Annotated in this window: 21 protein-coding genes; 2 read left to right on the forward strand and 19 right to left on the reverse strand. The window is 42.4% G+C overall.

The features are described 5' to 3' along the window. Nucleotides 1–39 precede the first annotated feature (39 nt). The 13 genes from METVE_RS0103360 to METVE_RS0103420 form a co-directional block, all read right to left on the reverse strand. Nucleotides 40–396, reverse strand: coding sequence for a DUF4870 domain-containing protein (locus METVE_RS0103360; RefSeq protein WP_020167039.1), 357 nt, complete (start codon nt 394–396; stop codon nt 40–42). An 18-nt stretch (nt 397–414) separates the two neighbouring features. Then, the gene (gene ptsP / locus METVE_RS0103365; protein WP_020167040.1) at nt 415–2,205 is read right to left on the reverse strand and encodes a phosphoenolpyruvate--protein phosphotransferase; all 1,791 of its coding nucleotides are present in this window, start codon (nt 2,203–2,205) and stop codon (nt 415–417) included. Between the two features lie 2 nt (nt 2,206–2,207). After that, nucleotides 2,208–2,477, reverse strand: coding sequence for an HPr family phosphocarrier protein (locus METVE_RS0103370; RefSeq protein ID WP_020167041.1), 270 nt, complete (start codon nt 2,475–2,477; stop codon nt 2,208–2,210). Between the two features lie 86 nt (nt 2,478–2,563). Beyond that, on the reverse strand, nt 2,564–2,986 hold the full coding sequence (locus METVE_RS0103375; protein WP_020167042.1) for a PTS sugar transporter subunit IIA: 423 nt from the start codon (nt 2,984–2,986) through the stop codon (nt 2,564–2,566). Nucleotides 2,987–3,068: 82 nt separating this feature from the next. Beyond that, a complete protein-coding gene (rapZ, locus tag METVE_RS0103380) occupies nt 3,069–3,956 on the reverse strand; it encodes an RNase adapter RapZ (protein WP_020167043.1) in 888 nt (295 codons plus the stop codon). Continuing rightward, a complete protein-coding gene (hprK, locus tag METVE_RS0103385; protein ID WP_020167044.1) occupies nt 3,956–5,008 on the reverse strand; it encodes an HPr(Ser) kinase/phosphatase in 1,053 nt (350 codons plus the stop codon). The genes rapZ and hprK overlap by 1 nt, the downstream gene beginning before the upstream one ends. A 12-nt stretch (nt 5,009–5,020) precedes the next feature. Continuing rightward, a complete protein-coding gene (hpf, locus tag METVE_RS12560) occupies nt 5,021–5,383 on the reverse strand; it encodes a ribosome hibernation-promoting factor, HPF/YfiA family (RefSeq protein ID WP_036297921.1) in 363 nt (120 codons plus the stop codon). Nucleotides 5,384–5,540: 157 nt separating this feature from the next. Then, complete coding sequence (locus tag METVE_RS0103395; protein ID WP_020167046.1) at nt 5,541–7,115, reverse strand: RNA polymerase factor sigma-54; 1,575 nt, start codon at nt 7,113–7,115, stop codon at nt 5,541–5,543. A 12-nt stretch (nt 7,116–7,127) separates the two neighbouring features. Beyond that, nucleotides 7,128–7,850: an LPS export ABC transporter ATP-binding protein gene (lptB, locus tag METVE_RS0103400; protein WP_020167047.1), complete on the reverse strand. Its 723-nt coding sequence runs from the start codon at nt 7,848–7,850 to the stop codon at nt 7,128–7,130. A 46-nt stretch (nt 7,851–7,896) separates the two neighbouring features. Beyond that, nucleotides 7,897–8,535 carry a lipopolysaccharide transport periplasmic protein LptA gene (lptA, locus tag METVE_RS0103405; protein ID WP_020167048.1) on the reverse strand — a complete coding sequence of 213 codons (639 nt, stop codon included), beginning with the start codon at nt 8,533–8,535 and terminating at the stop codon, nt 7,897–7,899. Between the two features lie 120 nt (nt 8,536–8,655). Next, nucleotides 8,656–9,360, reverse strand: a complete 705-nt coding sequence (lptC, locus tag METVE_RS0103410) for an LPS export ABC transporter periplasmic protein LptC (RefSeq protein ID WP_020167049.1) — start codon at nt 9,358–9,360, stop codon at nt 8,656–8,658. A 49-nt stretch (nt 9,361–9,409) separates the two neighbouring features. After that, a complete protein-coding gene (locus METVE_RS0103415) occupies nt 9,410–9,991 on the reverse strand; it encodes a KdsC family phosphatase (RefSeq protein ID WP_020167050.1) in 582 nt (193 codons plus the stop codon). Beyond that, on the reverse strand, nt 9,991–11,010 hold the full coding sequence (locus tag METVE_RS0103420) for a KpsF/GutQ family sugar-phosphate isomerase (RefSeq protein WP_020167051.1): 1,020 nt from the start codon (nt 11,008–11,010) through the stop codon (nt 9,991–9,993). The genes METVE_RS0103415 and METVE_RS0103420 overlap by 1 nt, the downstream gene beginning before the upstream one ends. A 201-nt stretch (nt 11,011–11,211) precedes the next feature. Between METVE_RS0103420 and METVE_RS0103425 the strand changes: the two genes are divergently transcribed. Together METVE_RS0103425 and METVE_RS0103430 are read left to right on the forward strand one after the other, a co-directional pair. Continuing rightward, on the forward strand, nt 11,212–13,188 hold the full coding sequence (locus tag METVE_RS0103425) for a monovalent cation:proton antiporter family protein (protein WP_020167052.1): 1,977 nt from the start codon (nt 11,212–11,214) through the stop codon (nt 13,186–13,188). A gap of 48 nt (nt 13,189–13,236) precedes the next feature. Next, nucleotides 13,237–14,259 (forward strand): NAD(P)/FAD-dependent oxidoreductase, encoded by a 1,023-nt coding sequence (locus METVE_RS0103430; RefSeq protein ID WP_020167053.1) that lies wholly within the window; start codon nt 13,237–13,239, stop codon nt 14,257–14,259. 12 nt (nt 14,260–14,271) lie between these two features. On the opposite strand, the gene METVE_RS0103435 is transcribed toward METVE_RS0103430, so the two are convergent. The 6 genes from METVE_RS0103435 to METVE_RS0103460 are packed head-to-tail and all read right to left on the reverse strand — an operon-like array spanning nt 14,272 to nt 20,216. After that, entirely contained in the window at nt 14,272–15,018 is a 747-nt protein-coding gene (locus METVE_RS0103435; RefSeq protein ID WP_020167054.1) for a HesA/MoeB/ThiF family protein, read from the reverse strand. Between the two features lie 2 nt (nt 15,019–15,020). Further along, nucleotides 15,021–15,830: a type II secretion system protein gene (locus METVE_RS0103440; protein ID WP_020167055.1), complete on the reverse strand. Its 810-nt coding sequence runs from the start codon at nt 15,828–15,830 to the stop codon at nt 15,021–15,023. Further along, complete coding sequence (locus tag METVE_RS0103445; RefSeq protein ID WP_020167056.1) at nt 15,827–17,452, reverse strand: hypothetical protein; 1,626 nt, start codon at nt 17,450–17,452, stop codon at nt 15,827–15,829. Before METVE_RS0103445 ends, METVE_RS0103440 begins: the two co-directional genes overlap by 4 nt. Before the next feature lie 3 nt (nt 17,453–17,455). Then, nucleotides 17,456–17,956 carry a hypothetical protein gene (locus tag METVE_RS0103450; protein WP_020167057.1) on the reverse strand — a complete coding sequence of 167 codons (501 nt, stop codon included), beginning with the start codon at nt 17,954–17,956 and terminating at the stop codon, nt 17,456–17,458. Further along, complete coding sequence (locus tag METVE_RS0103455) at nt 17,956–18,573, reverse strand: hypothetical protein (protein ID WP_020167058.1); 618 nt, start codon at nt 18,571–18,573, stop codon at nt 17,956–17,958. The genes METVE_RS0103450 and METVE_RS0103455 overlap by 1 nt, the downstream gene beginning before the upstream one ends. Continuing rightward, complete coding sequence (locus METVE_RS0103460; protein WP_020167059.1) at nt 18,570–20,216, reverse strand: hypothetical protein; 1,647 nt, start codon at nt 20,214–20,216, stop codon at nt 18,570–18,572. The genes METVE_RS0103455 and METVE_RS0103460 overlap by 4 nt, the downstream gene beginning before the upstream one ends. Nucleotides 20,217–20,219: the final 3 nt, after the last annotated feature.

Consider the following 20,219-nt stretch of genomic DNA (forward strand, 5'->3'; position numbering starts at 1 on the left):
CTTTACTTTTTAGCCTGAATTCTAAAATGAAGATTGATTCTAGTTAATCAATCTTAAACATAATGGGTAACGATACGTTTCACCCTTACTGGTAGAGATGGCGGCGATAATGCAAAAAACAATATTAAACAACCAAACAAGTGGAATCAGAATAAATCCGATTAATATCCACACCAAAATGCCTGCAACAAATTGCGCAGCTAGCATGGTGATTTGAAAATTCAACGCTTCTTTGGCTTGATCGCTCAAATAGGCGCTGTCATCTTTTTTTAAAAACCAGACGATTAGTGATGGAATAAATGAAAAAACTGTACCGCCTAAATGCGTGATGGTGGCGATATTTTTTTCATCATTTGTAGGTGTTAAGTCGCTCGACACAATAATCTCTGTTGGCATATTGATTCCTTTTTAACATTAATGCAGATTAAAACTGGCAACCTTAAGTTCAATTTTTTCAATATCGGTATGGTTTAACACTTTGCGTGCGTGCACATTTAGCACAGATACTTCACTGTGCAGTATCTGTTGTTTAACACTCAAAATATTACTCGGGTGCATAGAAAATTGCCGCAAACCCATGCCAATTAACAACTGCGTTAATTTAGCATCGCCGGCCATTTCACCACACACTGATACCGATTTACCCAGTTTCTCACCCGCTTTAATCGTCATTGAAATCAGCTTTAACACCGCGGGATGCAGCGCATTGTAAAGATGCGCGACTGCATCATCGGTACGATCAATCGCCAGCGTGTATTGAATCAAATCATTGGTGCCAATCGACATAAAATCTAACTCTTTAGCAAACGCCTCGGCATTTAGGGCTGCCGCTGGCACTTCGATCATGCCACCTAGTGCAATATTTTCATCAAAAGGAATATTTTGTTTGCGCAGACTGATTTTTGCGCGCTCTAGCAACAGTTTGGTTTGACGCAATTCCGATAGCGTAGACAACATCGGAATCAATATTTTGATATGCCCGTAATGCGATGCACGCAAAAGCGCGCGCAATTGCGTATGAAAAATTTGCGGCTCGCTTAAACATAGCCGCACCGCACGTAAACCTAAAGCTGGGTTCGCGCAATTGCTCACTGTATCGGGATTCATTTGTTTATCGGCGCCTAAATCCAGCGTGCGAATAGTGACGGGCATGCCTTTCATGGCTTCTGCCACTTGCTTGTAAGCCAAAAACTGCTCTTCTTCATCTGGCATTTCACGCTTGTTCATAAACAAAAATTCGGTACGATACAAACCAATGCCAGTCGCGCCTGATGCTTTTACCGCAACCACATCTTCTGGCACTTCGATATTCGCGTGCAAATCAATCGCCGTGCCGCAAATCGTCACGGCTTTGGTTGATTTAATGCGCTGTAATTTTTGTTGTTCCAGCTCCCACTGGTCTTGACGCAGCCTGTATTCGGCCAGAATTTCTTTGCTTGGGTTAACAATCACCACACCCAAACTGCCATCGACAATAATCAATTCATTATCATTGATTAAATCGCGGGCACGCTGCAAAGCCACAATAGACGGGATATTTAAACTGCGCGCTAAAATTGCCGTGTGCGATGTCACGCCGCCAACATCGGTTATAAACGCAGCAAAATGGTGCTGTTTAAACTGAATCGCATCTGCTGGCGAAATATCATGCGCGACCAAAATGGTGGCATTTTCTTGCTGTTTAACAGTCTGCTGTTTGGTCGACGCTTGATTGGAAGTTTGACTAGGCGTTTGATTAGGATGCCCTAACAAAACCTTGATTACGCGCTCAACAACTTGCACCACATCTTGTTTGCGCTCACGCAGATATTCATCGTCTATGGCGTCAAATTGCTCAACAATGTCATCCATTTGCTGCTTAATCGCCCACTCGGCATTGCATTGTTCTTTGCGGATAATCTCTTTGGGAATCTCGGACAGAGATTTATCTGCCAGCATCATAAGATGTGTATTGATAAACGCACTGATTTCAGCTGGCGCGTTTTTGGATAATGATGCGCGAATGGTTTCTAACTCTTTTTTTACTGTTTCAATTGCTAGATTAAAACGGGCGATTTCATCGTCAATTAAATGCTTGGGTAATTGATAATGCACTACCTCAAGCAGTGCATTAGAAACCAAATGTGCACGACCGATGGCAATACCGCTGGATACACCAATGCCGTGAATGCTAAAACTGGATGGTTGATTTTCTTGATTACTCAAGGCTATTCGCCTTCGCCAAAATAATTGTTTATTAGCGCCTGCAAAGCCGCGATTGCTTCACTTTCATCCTTACCATCGGCTTCTAAAGTAATGACTGAGCCTTTTGACGCGGCTAGCATCATCACACCCATGATACTTTTGGCGTTGACGCGACGACCGGCTTTTTCTATCCAAATTTCACAGTTAAACTGGCTGGCAGTTTGCGTTAATTTACTGCTGGCGCGTGCATGCAAACCCAGTTTATTGATTATTTCTATTTCTTGTTTAATCATTTTTTGCTCTTAAGGTTTGAATACTCATATTTAACTACTTAAGCTAAATACTTAAGTTTAAATAATTGTATTAATAGTTAGATTGATTATTTTCGATTTGCTACATGATAATGTTCACAACTGATTTCGGTAAAACGCACCACTCCTTCGCGCCCGCCACTAATGGCTTTTTCCATGCATGTTTTAATGCTGGATTCACGATAGTTGAGTACACGCACTAACATTGGTAAATTAACGCCTGCAACGCCTTCAACCAGGTTGGGTGTTAGCAATTTAAGTACCATATTACATGGCGTCGCGCCATACATGTCCGACAGCACTAATACACCATCGCCAGTATTCAGCGATTTAACCAATTGCTGTGCTTGTGGCAATAACACGCTAGGGTCGTCATTGGTCGCAACCTCTAACGCCTCCAATTGCGGCGGCCGTTTGCCTAATACATGGCTAGCACAGTGAATCAGGCTTTCACCCAAATTACCATGCGCGATAATTAAAAGTCCAATCATGTTACTTTTTCCACTTTCTGACGCGTTAACTTAAGCGTTCATTAACCTAGTTTTAATCATATGCTTCTAATTATAATAGTGATTAATCAAGCTCACGATGCCGAGTAATCACTTGTTGTCTATGTGTCAAATTCGCGTGCTGTTTAAAATGTGCGCCCGCAAAATATAAGGCCAATTGCTCTACAAAATACACAGAACGATGCTGCCCGCCAGTGCAACCAATCGCCACCGTCAAATAGCTGCGATTATCTTGGTTAAAACTCGGCAACCACTTTTCTACATAATGCTGAATATCTGCCAGCATTTCAATGACTGCAGGCTGTTTTGCTAAAAATTCCTGTACAGGCAAATCTTTGCCTGTTAATGGTTTTAAAACTGCATCGTAATGTGGATTAGGTAAACTGCGCACATCAAACACAAAATCCGCATCCAACGGAATACCATTTTTAAAACCAAAAGAAGTAAATAGTAAAACTAAGCCGCGGCTACTCGGCTCATCCGTGCTGTTATCTTGCTTGAGCAGATCGCGTATATGGTTGCGTAATGCATTAGCACTTAAGTTGCTGGTATCGATATGATGACCAAGCTCTGCAACACCAGCTAGCAGTTCGCGTTCTTTGGCGATACTTTCGGCCAATGTCGTGCTTTCGTTACTTAACGGATGTTTACGACGCGTTTCTGAAAAACGTTTTACCAAAGTTTCGGCAGCGGACTCTAAAAACCACACTTGCACTTGATTGCCATCAGCCTTCAGGCTTTCAATCGCTTTGGGTAAAGCTTCTAATGCTGCACTGCGACTATCGATACTGATGGCGACTTTATTATGATGGATCGCATTAAGGTGCTGTGAAATATGGGGCAATAAAGTGGCGGGCAAATTATCGATGCAATAAAACCTGTTGTCTTCTAATGCGCGCAAGACAATACTTTTACCTGAGCCAGAAAGACCTGTCACAATAATAATCTGCATTACTTTGCCTGCTTAAGCTTTAATTTTGGGGCTGATTTAAGACTGGATTTTGGCTCAGCACTTTCAGTATCAGCGCTTTGACTGTTAATTCTTTTTAAATTGGCATTTTCTAAACTGGCTTTTTGCATCATTTGCTTTTGACGCTGACTAAACTGTTTCGTTGCATTGATGCCTCTTAATAACAACATGTGGTTGCGCACAGCAACTTCCAGCAATACCGCAATGTTGCGTCCCGCCGCAATCGGTATATTCACCTTTGGAATCTCTACTTCCAACACGCGCTCATGCTGCGTTTTGGCATTCAGTCTATCGAGCTTAAGTGGATTCAATGTATCCGCTAATTCCAACTGAATAATCAAATCCAGCGGCTTGGTTGGCTTCACTGCATTATCACCAAAAAGTGCACGAATATTAAGAATACCTAAACCACGTACTTCCAAAAAATCTTGTAATAACGATGGGCAACGACCCTCAATGCGTTCCGGTGATATTTTAAAAAAATCGACAATATCATCTGCTACCAAACGATGTCCGCGTGTAATAAGCTCTAGCGCTAACTCGCTTTTACCAATCGCAGCATCACCTTTAATTAGCACGCCAAAACCTTGTACTTCTATAAAAACGCCATGCAAACTGATGGTTTCTGCCATCGCAAGTTTTAAATAATGGCTTAATAAATCCATTAACTGCGGGCTTTGCATGGTGGAAGTGAATAATGGAATATGGTGAGTATTGGCTGCTGAAATTAATTCTTTCGGCGCTTTTTCACCATTTGCAACGACAACTGCGGCTAAATCGGTTGCGTATAAATTAGTAATAGCTTGCTGCATCGCAATAATGCTCAGACTATTTAGATAGTCCATTTCAGCGCAACCCAACACCTGCACACGGTTAGGATGTACGAAATTGAGATGGCCAATTAAAGCCAGAGAAGGCTTAGTGACTTTTTCGGAATTGAGTTGGTTATTGCCGCCATCAAGCCCTGCAATCCAGTGGAGTTTGAGCTTGAGGCGGGTTTCCTTGAAGAGTTCGGCTACGTTAATTTGAGCCATAGATTATTTAAGTTAGTTAAGAGTTGGATTTTCATCAATAGACGGATGTTGACCTATATCTTGATGTTTAACAGCACCATTCGCTTTATGATGACTGCCGTGTTTTTCTTTATGTTTGAGAACTTGGCGGTCTAGTTTGTCTGTCAACATATCAATCGCGCTATACATATTCTCATCGATGCACTCAGCGTGTAAATCATTGCCGGGTACGTGTAATGTAGCCTCTACTTTTTGAGCGAGCTTTTCTACACTCATGGTAACTTTAACGTCAATCACATGATCGAAGTGATTGCGAATTCTAACGAGTTTGCTCTGCACATATTCGCGCATTGCAGGTGTAATTTCTAAGTGATGCCCAGTTAATTGTAAATTCATGACTTGCTCCTTATTGAAATTGTTCTCCAAGTAAAGCTTGCCAATAAGTAGCACATCTTTACTCATCGAACAATTTAAGTGTACACCTTTGATTATTTTTTGCGAGGTGGTTTGAGCAGATTATTCAGTATTATTTGTAACGCTTTTGTAAAATTGCTTAAAGCGATTTGCGTAAATTCGCTGGCGGAATATTCAGCGATTCGCGATATTTTGCGATAGTCCGGCGCGCGACAATAATGCCTTGTTTCGCCAAAATATCGGTGATTTGATTATCTGACAATGGCTTTTTAGGCGTTTCTTCTGCGACCAATTGTTTAATCAGCGCACGAATCGCCGTGGCAGAAGCAGAGCCGCCAGCATCAGTTGCTACATGGCTCCCAAAGAAATATTTCAGTTCAAAAACACCGCGCGGAGTGAGCATATACTTATGCGTTGTTACGCGTGAAATAGTCGATTCATGCAACTCAAGCTCTTCTGCGATCTCACGCAAAACGAGTGGCCGCATGGCGATTTCACCATGCTCAAAAAAATTACGTTGGCGATCAACAATCGCTTGGCTAACGCGCAAAATAGTAGAGAAACGCTGCTGGATATTTTTAATCATCCATTTGGCTTCTTGCATTTGCGTTTGCAGATATTGATTCGAATTTTCGCGATTGCGCTTCAAAATGTCTGCGTACAATTGGTTAATACGTAGTTTAGGAATCACGCCATCATTTAACGTTGCAATCCAAATGCCTTTCACTTTTTTAACCAGCACTTCATGCTGAATAAAGTGATCGCGACTGAGTTGCGCAAAATCGCTACCTGGGCGCGGATTTTGCTGTTTGATTAAAGTTTGTGCGCCTTTTAAGGCGATATCATCGCAATTCAGCAATTTACGTAACTTAGCGAAATCCTTATTTGCCAATACCGCTAAATGTTGTTGAACAATGATTTTGGCAATGTTCAAAAAGTCAGTTTCTTTTGGCAGCACATTGAGCTGCAACAGTAGGCACTCTTGTAAATTGGTTGCCCCTAAACCTGGCGGATCCAAATGCTGAATCAGTTTTAGCGCAGTTTCTAGCTCTAGCAATTCAATTTCAAGCTCTTCTGGCAATAATTCTGCCATGTCAGCCAATGACTCTTCTAAATAACCATCTTCGTTGATGCTATCAATTAATAACAGCACCAGTGTCTGATCGCGATCAGATAAAGGCATTAACTTAAGCTGGCTTAATAAATGCTCGCGCAAACTAGCTGAGACGATTTCTTGTCGCGTGTAGTCGCCATCATCATCGTCACTATTATTCTGACGCCCGCCTTCATCCCAGTTACTCGCGCTGCCATATTCTTCGTAATTTTCATCAAAATCAGTTGCTGAAAAATCTTCTCCTGCACTGGATTCTTGCGGCGCATCAATCGATTCTGTGTTTTCTTGGGAGTTAGTCGTGCTGGTTTCTTGATAATCTAAACTATTAAAAGCATCTGGTTCATCAACATCGGCGGCTTGTTTGCCATCAGCATCCAAGTTGTCATTATCGTTATTTTTTTGCAATACACTATCGTCGAAACCTGCATCTGCCTCACCATCTTCGCCATCGACCAGCTCTAACAATGGATTCTCTTGCAAAATCACATCTAGCTCTTGATTTAGCTCAAGGCTCGATAATTGCAGCAAACGAATTGATTGCTGCAATTGCGGCGTTAACGCCAAATTTTGCGACATTCTAAGTTGTAGATTTTGCTTCATAAATACTTGAGGCTAGAGCCTGAAATCTTTCCCTAAATACACTTCCCGCACTGCTTCGTTATTTACAATTTCTGCAGGATGCCCAGACGCAAACACCGTACCGTCATTTACAATATAAGCGCGGTCGCAAATACCTAAAGTTTCGCGCACGTTATGGTCTGTAATCAATACACCAATATTTTTGCTGCTTAAAAAACGAATAATCTTTTGAATATCTAAAACCGCGATTGGGTCGATACCAGCAAAAGGTTCATCTAATAAAATAAAACTAGGATTGGTGGCTAAACAGCGCGCAATCTCAACCCGACGGCGCTCACCGCCAGACAAACTGATTGCCGAACTGTTGCGAATATGCGTGATATGCAACTCTTGCAATAAAGACTCCAGCTGCGTATTTTTTTCATCTTCAGTTAGATTTTGCAGCTCTAAAATAGCCAATATATTTTCGGTTACGGTTAACTTACGAAAAATAGATGGCTCTTGCGGCAAATAAGCCAAGCCCATGCGCGCACGGCTGTGAATCGGCATGCGACTTAAATCTTTGCCATTCAGCAAAATACGTCCCGCATCCAACATTACCAATCCGACAATCATGTAAAAGCTCGTTGTCTTACCCGCGCCATTTGGCCCAAGCAAACCCACCACTTCGCCACTATTGATTTGCAGCGAAATATCTTGCACCACTGTGCGTGTTTTATAAGACTTCCGTAGATGTTCTACAACGAGTTCGCTCATTTTTGATGTTTTATTTTATTAAGTGTTTTATTCGGTTAAGTTTGTATTAGTTTGATTGAGACTCAGGTTTGCTAGTCGCCTCAGACGTATTGCTAAACCTTAAAACCTTATCCACTCTGGGCGGCGGATTCGTGTTGATTTTCAATTCAGAGGATTTATCATTTGCCGGCTTATCATTTGGAATGGCGGCGGGTTTATTTTTCGGCTGAATAATCGCTTTAACGCGACCCGTAGATGAACCACTGCCTTCAGATTTCACGCCACCAATCACTTCTGCATATTCAGCGTTGGCGTCATAACTGATGTAATCGCCATGCACGATATCTTCGCCACGCTTTACCCATGCGCGCGTGTACAACTGCACTTTGTCCATACGGCCATCATATTCAATGCGCTGACCGCTGCCTTGTATATACTCATCTTTACCCTCACTTTTTTGCTTAAAAGTGGTTGGATTGCCAGTCGACGTACTGTGCTGAAAACCCTCTTTGTCTTCACGCACAATCAACTTATCTGCATGAATAATCAGTGTGCCCTGCGTTAAAATCACTTTTCCCGTATAGGTGCTGGTTTTTTTTGCGTCATTCACCGTAACGGTATCCGCTTCAAGCTCAATCGGTTTATCGCGATCTGCCGATTCTGCCATTGCGTGCAAGCTTGTGAACAAGCTTAAGCAAAAACCCATTATTAATGCGCCATTAAACTTATTGTTGAATAAGCTTATGCGAATAAAGTTAACCATTATTTCTCCGCGATTTCGTATTGAGTTGCTGCTTTTTTTGCTTCATTTTATTTGTAGTCTTTTTCACTTTACTTTTTTAGCACTTTTAGCACCAGTCAATTTCGCACTGGCCGATTTTTTAGGTGCTATCTTACTGGTTTTTGCTGGCTTTACTTTGACATTTTTTGGTGCAGTCACTTGTTTTGGCACAACAACTGGCGGCCGTTCATAATGTACTTTTACCCGATTCAGCAAAGTCACGGTTTGCTCTTTTTTATCGTAAATCATGCCAACTCCAGTAATCACGGTTTTTGGTGCTTGTGTAATCCTCACTGGCGCGTCGGTTTTTACTAAATCGTTTTTAGGAAAAATCAGTAGCTTTTCCGTTAACACTTGCATCTCGCCTTTGCCTTCAAACGCCTGGCGCACCACTTTAACATTATTAACCAATGTCACCTGCTCGCCATTGCTCGAAACATATCCATGCAAACCTTCAATTTGCGTATATGGCTTATCTAGCGTGTATTGCGTAAAACGCGGCCGCTGTAAGACCGTGCTGTCATCATCTGGATAATGCAGCATTTCTGTCGCAGCCAATATGTAACTCAATCTACCTGTCGCATCGGTTTGCGTGGTCACAAAATTATGCATGGTGTAATCGGGGTCATGTCGATTACTGCCATCAATTTTAGGGCCTTGCTGCTCTACCGTTTGGTTGATCCAAAACGTCAGCAAGGCCAGTAACACAGCCAACACCAACGGAAAAAATAATGCCGAACGTGTCAACATGCTATTGATTAACAATCACGATTAACATTAACTCAATACTTTAGCCATATTATTTAGCAAAAAATGGTGCCATCTGTGCGTCTAAAGTACCTTGTGCTTGCATGATCAACTCACATAACTCGCGCACCGCGCCACGTCCGCCGCCTCTTTGCGTGATGTAATGTGAACGACTCTTCACAGAGTCTGGCGCAGCAGGCACCGTCACTGCCAAACCACAGCGCAACATTGGCGGCACGTCGACGACATCATCGCCCATAAAGGCAGCTTCTTCAGCCGTAATATTCAGCTTGGCAATCAAGTCATTAAACGCGGCCAATTTATCTTCTACACCTTGATAAAAATGCGCAATGCCCGTGCTTTCTGAACGTTTTGTGACCACATCCGAAGTGCGTCCAGTTATAATCGCCATTTGCACGCCAGTTTTTTTAAGCAATTTCATACCCAAACCGTCATGTGAATGAAAGGTTTTATATTCTTGCCCGTCATCGCCAATGGTTAAACCGCCATCGGTCATCACGCCATCCACATCGAAAATCACTACTTTGATTTTTTTTGCGCGCGCTAAAACTTCTGGTGATACTTTAGTTGCAAATCCAGTAGAGGCAAATTCAGACAAGATAATTTCAGACATTAAACGACTTTCGCTTTCAATAAATCGTGCATATTAAATGCACCAACCAGTTTCCCTGCATCGTCAATCACTAGCAGACCATTAATCTTGTTTATTTCCATCATCTCAACCGCTTCTACCGCTAGTTGATTCACGTTAATCGTATTCGGGCTGGCATGCATCACATCCGTTATTTTTGCGCTATTGGCATGTGTGCCATTGGCAAAAGCACGGCGTAAATCACCATCGGTAAAAATACCAATAGGCTTATTTTCCGCATCAATCACCGCAGTTAAGCCCAGTCCTTTTTGTGTCATTTCAGTCAGCGCAACGGACAACATTGCTTCTTCAGCAACACTTGGAATAGCATCACCAACGCGCATCACATCTTTTACACGTGTCAGCAATTTGCGTCCAATACTGCCGCCAGGGTGCGAACGCGCAAAATCTTCAGCGGTAAAATCGCGACAATCTAGTACACAGACGGCTAAAGCATCACCCAACGCCAAGGCCGCTGTTGTACTGGCGGTTGGCGACAAACCCAATGGACAGGCCTCTTGAGACACTTCTGCACTTAAATGCACATCGGACTCTTTAGCCAAAGTTGAATTTGGCGCACCCGTAATACTGATTACTTTTGCGCCTAAACGTTTAATGGTGGGCAAAATATTTAATAACTCATCGCTTTCGCCAGAATTAGATAATGCAATCACCACATCGCCATCGGTAATCATACCGAGATCGCCATGGCTGGCTTCTGCAGGGTGCATAAAAAATGCTGGTGTGCCAGTGCTGGCAAGTGTGGCTGCAATTTTGCCGCCAATGTGTCCAGATTTACCCATACCGCTCACCACAACGCGACCTTTGCATTGTAAAATCAGCTTTACTGCTGCTTCAAAACTGTCATCTAAGCGATTCGCTAACAGCGTAATTTCATGCGCCTCAATAGCCAATACGCTACGCGCTAATTGCAAAGTAGCGTTCTGATTAGATGATTTTGGCGCGTGACCGCGATCGGATTGCAGTAATGTAGGTGACATAATCAGTTAGTATAAAAGGGAAAGCGCGACTAATAAAGTAAAATACCACTGTTTTTATGTAAAACAGTAAAAGTAGGCACAATTTTTGCCTAACTTAGTTAAAATAAATCTTACAAAAGTGCTTTAGTCTTTCTGACTTAACCACTTAAACTTAGCAATAAATTTTTTCAACTATAAAAAAGCAATTTAATAAAAACCTAAATGTTTGATTCCTTACCCAGCCTATTGTTATTACTTACCAGCTCGGTTTTAGCTGTTGCGCTTTTTCGCGCGCTACGTATGCCAGCCCTATTAGCATATTTTTTCGTTGGCGTGCTATTCGGCCCATACGCATTAAATTTACTACCTGATACGGAAAGTGGCCGCCATATAGCCGAGTTTGGGATTGTATTTTTGATGTTCAGCATTGGTTTAGAATTTAGCCTGCCGCAACTTTATGCTATGCGCAAAACCCTGTTTGGTTTAGGTGGCGCGCAAGTCATCATTACCATGGGTGTTGCGATGTTGGTGGGTTGGCTAGCGGGTTTAAGTCTGCCAACTGCGTTTGTGATTGGCGGCGCATTAACCATGTCATCTACCGCAATCGTGTCTAAAATCTTAATCGAGCGCGTCGATTTAAACTCACGTCATGGTCGTTTAAGTATCGGTATTTTACTGTTTCAAGATTTAGCCGTTATTCCTATCTTGGTGCTTATTCCAGCGCTTGGGGCGCAATCCGGTGATTTAGGCGCAACGTTAGGTTGGTCGTTCATTAAAACCGTTGTGTTGTTGTTTTTATTGTTTAAATTTGGCAAAACCATTGTCGGTTATTGGTTTAGCGTAGTTGCACGGCAACATTCGCGCGAATTATTTGTGATGAACGTATTAATGGTCACGTTATTGTTGGCTTTTGCCACAAAATTGGCCGGATTATCTTACGCACTGGGTGCTTTTATCGCTGGCATGTTGATTTCTGAAACACGCTATCGTTATCAAGTGGAGTCAGACATTGCGTCTTTCCGCGACATATTGCTCGGTCTGTTTTTTATCAGCGTCGGCATGCTATTAGATTTTCACCAACTATTTAACCACATCGGTTTAGTGCTGGCATTACTGGTTGGATTCGTTTTATTTAAAGGCATAGTCATTGCCGTGTTAAGCCGATTGTTTGGTTTTGAACTCGGCGTTGGCATTCGTACAGGTATCGTTTTAGCGCAAGCGGGTGAATTTAGTTTCGTGATTTTAGCCTTAGGCTTAGAGCAAAAATTAATCGGCGGCGATGAGCTACAAGTGGTATTAGCCGCCTCACTTTTATCCATGGTCGTCGCACCGTTTATCATTCAATACAACGGACGTATCGCGCGCAAGCTGGTTAAAAGCTACACCCGTAAAAGCGGGCAAGTGGTCGACGAGATTGGTAGCGTCGCCAAAAATCTGAGTGATCATGTGATTATTTGCGGCTACGGCCGTAGCGGGCAATATTTAGGCCGCTTCTTAAAAGAAGAAAGCATCCCATTTATCGCATTGGATATTGATCCCACTCGCGTACACGATGCTGCAGCTGCAGGACAACATGTAGTGTATGGCGATGCCAGTCGTCGCCTTGTGCTAGAAGCCGCAGGTGGCGAGCGTGCTAAAGCGCTCATTGTCAGCTATTCTGATATGCGCGCCTCGTTAAAAGTGCTGCACATTGTTAAAGAAAATTATCCCAATTTACCAGTTATAGTGCGCACTTATGACGACGCAGACATTGACGCATTTAGAGATGCCGGCGCCACTGAAGTTGTACCTGAAGTGCTAGAAGGCAGCTTAATGCTGGCTTCGCACGCACTGGTATTGCTGGGCATTCCATTAAACCGCGTGGTTAAGCGCATTCGCTTATTCCGTGAAGAACGCTACAAAATGTTTCAAGGATATTTCCACGGCATTTCAGATCTTTCCACTGAAATCACTGAGTCGCATCAAATTAGACTACATTCGGTTGAAGCAACTAAAGGGGCTTTTATGATCAATATGCCACTCAGGGACATAGAGTTACGTCGGTTTAATGTCGTGTTACAACACATTCGCCGCCCTAATATGCTGGAAGATATTTCACCACGACCCGACATTGTGATTGATACAGGCGATATATTAGTATTGTTGGGCAGCCCTGCCAACTTGAGTGGCGCCGAAAAATTCCTGTTAACAGGCCGTTAATGCACTCATATTAACCATGCAAATGCATCATAAAAACTTAACCAACAAATGACGGTTAAAGAAGTAATTGTTGTGGGCGGCGGCATTGTAGGCTGCTTAACTGCGTTAGAACTTATTGAGCGCGGTTGCGATGTCACATTAGTCGAACGCAATGTGGTTGCCAGCCAAACATCTGGTGAATCATCATGGGCAGGCGCTGGTATTTTGTTTCCATTATTGCCTTGGATGTACAAAGACACAGTCAATCAACTGGCCATTGAAGGCGCCGCAATTTATCCAAAATTATGTGAGCGCTTACTCACAAAAACGGGTATCGACCCGGAACATCTAGTCAGCGGCATGCAGATTTTAAATCCATCCAATATTGCTGAAGCAGTTGATTGGTGTGAGAAAAATTCGATTGCTTACCAACAAAATGCTGAAGGATTATTATTGCCTCATGTGGCGCAAGTACGCCCACCACAATTACTAAAAGCGCTACGCCAAGCATTATTGCAAAATGGCGTAACCTTATTGGAACGCACCGAATTACAACCGCTGAATCTTAAAGAGATAGATAATACTGAACTGAATACTTGGCAAACAAACGCTGGCGAAACACTAACTGCCGATCAATTTGTCGTTACATCTGGCGCGTGGAGTTTTGAACTGTTAAAAAATACTACGCAAAACCTAGACATTAAACCGATGCGTGGTCAGATTTTATTGTACGAACAAACTGCAGAAAAACTAGCGCACATTGTTTATGCAAATGGTTTTTACCTTGTACCCAGAAAAGATGGTTTATTACTGGCTGGTAGCACGCTGGAAGATGTTGGATTCGATAAAAATACGACAGAAATAGTAAAACAAGAACTGCAAACAAAAGCTGAAAGCATTTTGCCGAGTTTAAAAAACACCAATATATTGAAACATTGGAGCGGCTTGCGACCCGGCACGCCAGATAATTTACCTACAATTGCCGCGCATTCACATATTAAAAACTTGTTTTTAAATACCGGGCATTTTCGTTATGGTCTGACTATGGCGCCAGCCAGTGCGCGGCGAATTGTCGCGTTAATGTGTGACTAATCTTAATATTAGTTATTGACCGCAAACCGTACAGGCTGGATCTCGCGATAGTTTAATAGTGCGCCATTCCATACTCAGCGCATCTAATAATAATAATCTGCCCTGCAAATTTTCACCCAATCCCATCATTAGCTTCAAAGCTTCCGCCGCCTGAGTTGTGCCAATTATGCCCACAAGCGGCGCAAACACACCATTTTCAGCGCAGCGCATTTCAGCATCATTACCCACATCAGGATACAAACAATGATAACAAGGGCTGGCTGCATTTCTGAAATCAAAAACTGTAATTTGTCCTTCAAACCCAATCGCTGCACCTGAAACTAATGGTTTTTTTAACTTTAAACATACGCGATTAAGCGCATAACGCGTGGCAAAATTATCGCTACAGTCAATCACCACATCAACATCTTTTGCTAACTGTTCAAACTCAGATTCAGTTGATTTTTGTTGAATGGTTTGCACCAGAATATCGGGATTAATCGCATGAATTGTCTGTTCCGCAGAAACGGCTTTATTCACGCCAACGCTTTGCGTAGTGTGAATAATTTGCCGTTGCAAATTGGTTAAGTCTACCGTATCAAAATCGCAAATCGTCAACTTGCCTACGCCACTTGCCGCTAAATACAGCGCAACTGGCGAACCCAAACCACCCGCACCAACAATTAACGCGTGGCTATTCACCAATTTTTCTTGGCCTTCATAACCGATTTTGGGCAATAAAATGTGGCGGCTGTAACGTAAAAGTTGATTATCGTTCATGATTAATGTAACTGCCCAGCTTGTATCATTGCGTTATAAAGCACGTATGGTGAAATCCAAGTAACTAGATCATCAAACTCACCAGCCGTAGAGCCTTTTGCTGTTTGGGTGCGACTATAAAAAAGCGTGGTGGCATTTTTGTTGGCAACCTCATCTGCACCAATTTCACTATCTAGCAAGCCACCATTCGCTCCTGTTGAGTAGATCACTGCAACTGCATTATTAATAATAAGATTTGCTGGCGCACACTCTGCGGTTGCAATTTGGCCACATGACACCCTCAAATCAGGATTTAAAGCTGGCACATTAGCTGGCAGGGATGGATTTGTTCTAGATATACCAATATCCTGCATTTCGTTAAAACTAGTAAAGTCAGGGATGTTTCTAACGCCATACCCAGTTGGTAAGCCAGCTACTACGCCATTTGGATTATCTGCTAATGTAACAGCGTATCGTATTGGATTATTCCAGGCATCAACAGCAAAACCCTGAGAATTAACTGGCTGTATACCCAACGTAGCCGCAGGGAAAAATCCCTGCTGTACTGTGCACGCACCACTGGCATTGGGTGAAGCAATCCCGTTACTAGCCGCAGTCGCTGGGCAAGGCAAACGTCCATTTGCCTGCGCGAAACCTAATAAAGCCTGTTTTGCATTATCAAGTGTATTAATTGTTTGCGCCTGTGCCGCCTGCTCACGTTGCGCGCGCAGTGGGAGTAAGAGTGCGGACAAAATTAAGCCAAAAATGACCAATACAATGGCCATTTCAACTAAAGTAAAGCCTTTATGTTTAATATATTTTTTAAATATCATGGCATGACTATATAAGTTTGATCGTTGTAATTGTTGGTCTTTTGTTGTGTTGTAGCATCAAATTTATTATCGCCATTTGTATTTTCCACACTGTCAAGATAGTCACTTAAACTTCGGCTAGGATTTGAAGGAAGTCTATTTTGTGCACCAATGGCTTGCCCAACACCAATCAATAACGCATTGACTTCATTTTTCATGCCAACTTGTAAGTAAGGAGGAATTGATGACCATTCATAATAAAAATAATCTTGCCAAAGATTTGTTTTAAACCAATCAGGCTCTCTCAAACCGATGCTAAAGTCACCTGACTCACTGCACTCTACCGTGTCTCTAGGAAAATTATTTGTTTTGATTATGCACCCCAACGTCGCTTTATTAAAATCAGCGTAATTATTGACCTTATAGATGTATTTATTCAATGGATTTAAGGGTATATCAACAGTTTCACAATTACCATCGTTAAAACATGTGAAACTTTTAGTTAGTTTGCTGCAACTTCCCGCTCCAGTGCAGGTGCAGTTTTTACTGGTAACATCTACAGAAGAAGAACAAAACCCCACATCCTGCGTCGTGTTCCAATTCTCTGCATCATGATGAAAAGTCACGCTAAGTATTGGCTGAAAACTACAACTGCAAGTTGTAGCAGAGCTACAACCACAACTATCCGTTGCGTCAATCGGTAGCATGCCTTTAGTACTAGCACCTAATGAATTATGGTTATCTAATGTGGCCCCTAAACCAGCCGCATAAGGGAACTGTCCATTTTTTGCTCTATATTGATTGAGTAATTTACTAGCCTCGCCACTAGCGCGATTAGTTACAGCAGCGATTAACTCATCAATCGTGATAAAAACCAGCTTATCGTTAAAATAATAAGGCTTTGTCACACTAATATCGGCCTCAGTTATATCTCGACTATCCTGGCCAATTATAAAATCTTCATTGGGCGAATCGTAATTGGCATTGCTGTAATTGGTTGCGCCGATACTAAAACTATCTAAATACTGATTCGCATTTGGCGCAGCGCCTGCGCGATTTTGTCCAGTTAACGCATTACCAGGCGCAATAATCACAACCGCAACTCGATTTGATATCACATTGCCATTCCTATCCTTCACAACTAGCCAAGGATAGACAGGGTTGCTAATTACACTAGGATTAATGACAGGATCTGCAGGTGTACCTTCATATTTGTGTACAAGATTGCGAGATACTGCATACCAAAGTCGGTTACCTTGTGCATCTTGATAATCTCCACCAATACCTATTTGCGGTACTGTACAAGTATTTTCTTGTCCGTATATTGGAAGCTGACCCAATAAAAAGCTATAGCTAAATGTAGGCGCGGCTGCATTACAATTGCTGATACCATCATAATTTCCATCTGCATTTCCGTCTGGAAACGGCATCTGACCAGGATGATACATATGACTGGCAGACCAAGCGATTAAAGCCTGTTTTGCCTCATTCAAAGCAAGATATGTTTTTTTGTCTTGTTCCAACCTTAATTGAGTTGGATCATAAGCTTTTAACAAATATACAGTCGTAGCCAAAGCGATAATAAACGCCATTAAAATCAATGTGGCGCCTGTTTGCTTTGCTTTTAGATACGCAACTCGCATACATTAATATTCAGTATCGCCAATTGTGCCATCTATTGTTCCGCTATCTCCCTGCGCTGCGTGGCTTCTAGCTTCACGCACACGGTTATTCTCTGGGTCATAAACTTGGCCTGCTTTTAGTGTTAAGTGTTTGCCGTTAGCAGGCAATTTAATCGGAATACGGTTGCCGTGCTCTGGCAATCTGCCCACTTGCACATCTTGGTTGCCCGAATTTTCTTGCATGGCTTGGTCATTAATCCACACAGTTCCTTGCTTGCCGTCAGTGCGCTTTACGTAGCCTTGCATATTGATTGCATCGGGTAAGGCGCGCACTTCGGGTTCGGCTTGCTGTACGGATGTTTCTGGTTGTATGGCGATATTCGGTTTTTTTGTTTGGCGCAAATAATTCAGCGTACTGCGTTCTGCGGGTGAGCTAAATAAACGACCCATTGGTTCTGCCGCATGGCTTATTTGCACCAAAGGTAACACCAAATAACTTAGCATTAACAACACAATTACTCGCATTATATTACCCCCGTTAATTGCGGATCACGCAAGGTTAACCAATCAATCTCACATGCGGCTTTTAGATTGGCGGTGATATTCTTTGTATTAATTTCTGTGCCAATGGGTCGCGTGATTTCACAATCGCGCACGATAAATGGCGTAGTTTGTTCTTGCAATCCGTCTAATAACGTCAGCAGATCACCTTCATGCAACATGTCTAAATTCAACTTCATGACTGACCGTTGCAGTTTAAAACTGCCCAGATTAGATAAAAAACTAGGCTTATAATTCTCTTGTAAACCAATGCTGTAATCAATACTGAATAATTTATGTTGCGCATGAATCTGACGCAAACTTTCTATCCACTCAATACGCCGCTCTTCGCCAATAAACCCGCTCGCCAATAAATTATTATAAATCGGTAAGTATTGGATAATAGTTTCTTTTTCTAAGCCAGAGGACTGATATTTTTGCCGCGCTTGATTCAGTAAGTTTTGTTGTGTTTGCAAAGCAAGTTCATTTTTTTGCCGATATTGATCAGCAAAACTGATTAACAATCCAACCAATACTAAAGCTGCCCCCAAGCCCAATATCGGGTTGCGTAGTTTGCGCCAATCTTGGTTGGAAATACTCATCGCGCACCTCCGCCAATTGGCGCGCCGTTCACTGGGGTGCTATTCATTGGCACATTAGCCGTATTCTTTAACACGATTTTTAGCTTAAATGCCGCAGGTGGCCGCTCTGCAGTGTTTTCATCTGTCGTGCTGCCCTGTAAATTGGCCAGTGAGCTTACATTGACTGGTTCTTGCAATATCACCACTTGGTCCACTGCGGAATTCCCTCGCAACTTGTTTACAAATTGGCTAACGGTATTTAAAGCCGCGCGATAATCCCCAGAAAATCCTTTAATATCGGCATTAACAAAGCCTATTTGCAATAAATTTGTTGGATCATTATTAGCATTAACTACACTGGTTTGAGATTGATTTGCAGCCGTATTATCACTGCTTGCTTCATCCTTAATGTCGTCAGTCGCGCTGCGCACCCAGCGTACTCTGTTCAACGTGATTTCTGGTGAGGCTTCGCAAGCGCCGCTTAAAATTTGCATCAGTTGCGCCGGTGTTTGGCTATTTTTTTTAATTACTTGCACCAGTTCTGCTGCTACTTTTAATTCATTACTGGGTATTGGCGCGGCAGGGAAATTCTGTGCAACTACATTATATAAATGCTGCTGTTCAGCCGTTTGTGCGTTAATCGCCTGTAATTGGTCTTTTTGTTTTTTTCCTTGCCACAGATAAAAGCCTGCTAACAGCACACCAACAGCCACAATAATCGCCGTGGCTATTTGCAAAATACGGCGCATATTATTTAAATTATGTATTTTGCTATAAGCAGCTGGCGCTAAATTATCTGGCACATTGCCATTGGCCAACAACTGCATATGCAACAGTTCTGGATTGGTTCTAACTAAAGCGCTATCAATGCGCACATTTTTGGCATACGCCAAAATATCGACTGTTTTGCATTCCAAGCCTTGATCTTGGCTGATACTTTTTGCGATTTCGTGATGCGAATTATCCAGTGCTGGCAGCACCATTTGCAGCGGGGTTTCGCTGCTAATCAAACGCTGGCTCATTAGGTAAAGTCGCGTTTTTTCAATTTCTACCAAATAAAAATACGCTAATTGATTTGGTTTAACATCCACCATTGGCACTAAACGGCTCATGCGCAGGCGGCCATTGTGCAGATAGGTTTGGCGGAAACCAGAAGGCAATTGCTCACACAGTAAAATATGCGGCGCCATTAATTTCATTTGGCGCACCACAACTTGGCTGATCATCGGCAATAAATACACGCCTACAAGTGGAGATTGATTCGCTTGAATCGCATCCAGCCAGCCTTGCAATGAATCGGCATTACTCAGCGCAACGAATAAAAAGTTGTCATCTTTGCGTTTATCGGTACTGCGATTAATAAAATGCGCCGCACGAAATATACTACTGCGATTAAATTGATTTAGCTTACGCTCAATAATTTCAGTGCGTGCACGCCCTGTGGTATGCGGCAAACTTTCAAGTCGATAATCTTCTTCAACCGCATCAACAATCAAATAAATATTAGTATTCGGTTGCTGTGCCAAATACTCACTAAATGCAGTGTAATCATGGTCTATATTATTAAAAACAGCGTAATTTTGCAGCTTGGTGCCATGCCAAACCCCAGCGGTTAAGCTGTGGTTATTCGCACATAAGATTAATTTTTTCGCACTATTCAGCATATT

The organism is Methylotenera versatilis 79 (assembly GCF_000384375.1).
Classification (GTDB): domain Bacteria; phylum Pseudomonadota; class Gammaproteobacteria; order Burkholderiales; family Methylophilaceae; genus Methylotenera_A; species Methylotenera_A versatilis_B.

Excerpts from the sequence above, each read along its gene's own strand:
- METVE_RS0103430 (WP_020167053.1), top strand. The coding sequence starts at position 13,237 with ATGACGGTTAAAGAAGTAATTGTTGTGGGCGGCGGCATTGTAGGCTGC.
- METVE_RS0103445 (WP_020167056.1), bottom strand. The coding sequence starts at position 17,452 with ATGCGAGTTGCGTATCTAAAAGCAAAGCAAACAGGCGCCACATTGATT.
- METVE_RS0103455 (WP_020167058.1), bottom strand. The coding sequence starts at position 18,573 with ATGAGTATTTCCAACCAAGATTGGCGCAAACTACGCAACCCGATATTG.
- METVE_RS0103395 (WP_020167046.1), bottom strand. The coding sequence starts at position 7,115 with ATGAAGCAAAATCTACAACTTAGAATGTCGCAAAATTTGGCGTTAACG.
- lptC (WP_020167049.1), bottom strand. The coding sequence starts at position 9,360 with ATGTTGACACGTTCGGCATTATTTTTTCCGTTGGTGTTGGCTGTGTTA.
- METVE_RS0103425 (WP_020167052.1), top strand. The coding sequence starts at position 11,212 with ATGTTTGATTCCTTACCCAGCCTATTGTTATTACTTACCAGCTCGGTT.
- METVE_RS0103375 (WP_020167042.1), bottom strand. The coding sequence starts at position 2,986 with ATGATTGGACTTTTAATTATCGCGCATGGTAATTTGGGTGAAAGCCTG.
- METVE_RS0103440 (WP_020167055.1), bottom strand. The coding sequence starts at position 15,830 with ATGATATTTAAAAAATATATTAAACATAAAGGCTTTACTTTAGTTGAA.
- METVE_RS0103420 (WP_020167051.1), bottom strand. The coding sequence starts at position 11,010 with ATGTCACCTACATTACTGCAATCCGATCGCGGTCACGCGCCAAAATCA.
- METVE_RS0103415 (WP_020167050.1), bottom strand. The coding sequence starts at position 9,991 with ATGTCTGAAATTATCTTGTCTGAATTTGCCTCTACTGGATTTGCAACT.
- METVE_RS0103460 (WP_020167059.1), bottom strand. The coding sequence starts at position 20,216 with ATGCTGAATAGTGCGAAAAAATTAATCTTATGTGCGAATAACCACAGC.
- METVE_RS0103360 (WP_020167039.1), bottom strand. The coding sequence starts at position 396 with ATGCCAACAGAGATTATTGTGTCGAGCGACTTAACACCTACAAATGAT.
- lptA (WP_020167048.1), bottom strand. The coding sequence starts at position 8,535 with ATGGGTTTTTGCTTAAGCTTGTTCACAAGCTTGCACGCAATGGCAGAA.
- hprK (WP_020167044.1), bottom strand. The coding sequence starts at position 5,008 with ATGGCTCAAATTAACGTAGCCGAACTCTTCAAGGAAACCCGCCTCAAG.
- rapZ (WP_020167043.1), bottom strand. The coding sequence starts at position 3,956 with ATGCAGATTATTATTGTGACAGGTCTTTCTGGCTCAGGTAAAAGTATT.
- hpf (WP_036297921.1), bottom strand. The coding sequence starts at position 5,383 with ATGAATTTACAATTAACTGGGCATCACTTAGAAATTACACCTGCAATG.
- METVE_RS0103435 (WP_020167054.1), bottom strand. The coding sequence starts at position 15,018 with ATGAACGATAATCAACTTTTACGTTACAGCCGCCACATTTTATTGCCC.
- METVE_RS0103450 (WP_020167057.1), bottom strand. The coding sequence starts at position 17,956 with ATGCGAGTAATTGTGTTGTTAATGCTAAGTTATTTGGTGTTACCTTTG.
- METVE_RS0103370 (WP_020167041.1), bottom strand. The coding sequence starts at position 2,477 with ATGATTAAACAAGAAATAGAAATAATCAATAAACTGGGTTTGCATGCA.
- lptB (WP_020167047.1), bottom strand. The coding sequence starts at position 7,850 with ATGAGCGAACTCGTTGTAGAACATCTACGGAAGTCTTATAAAACACGC.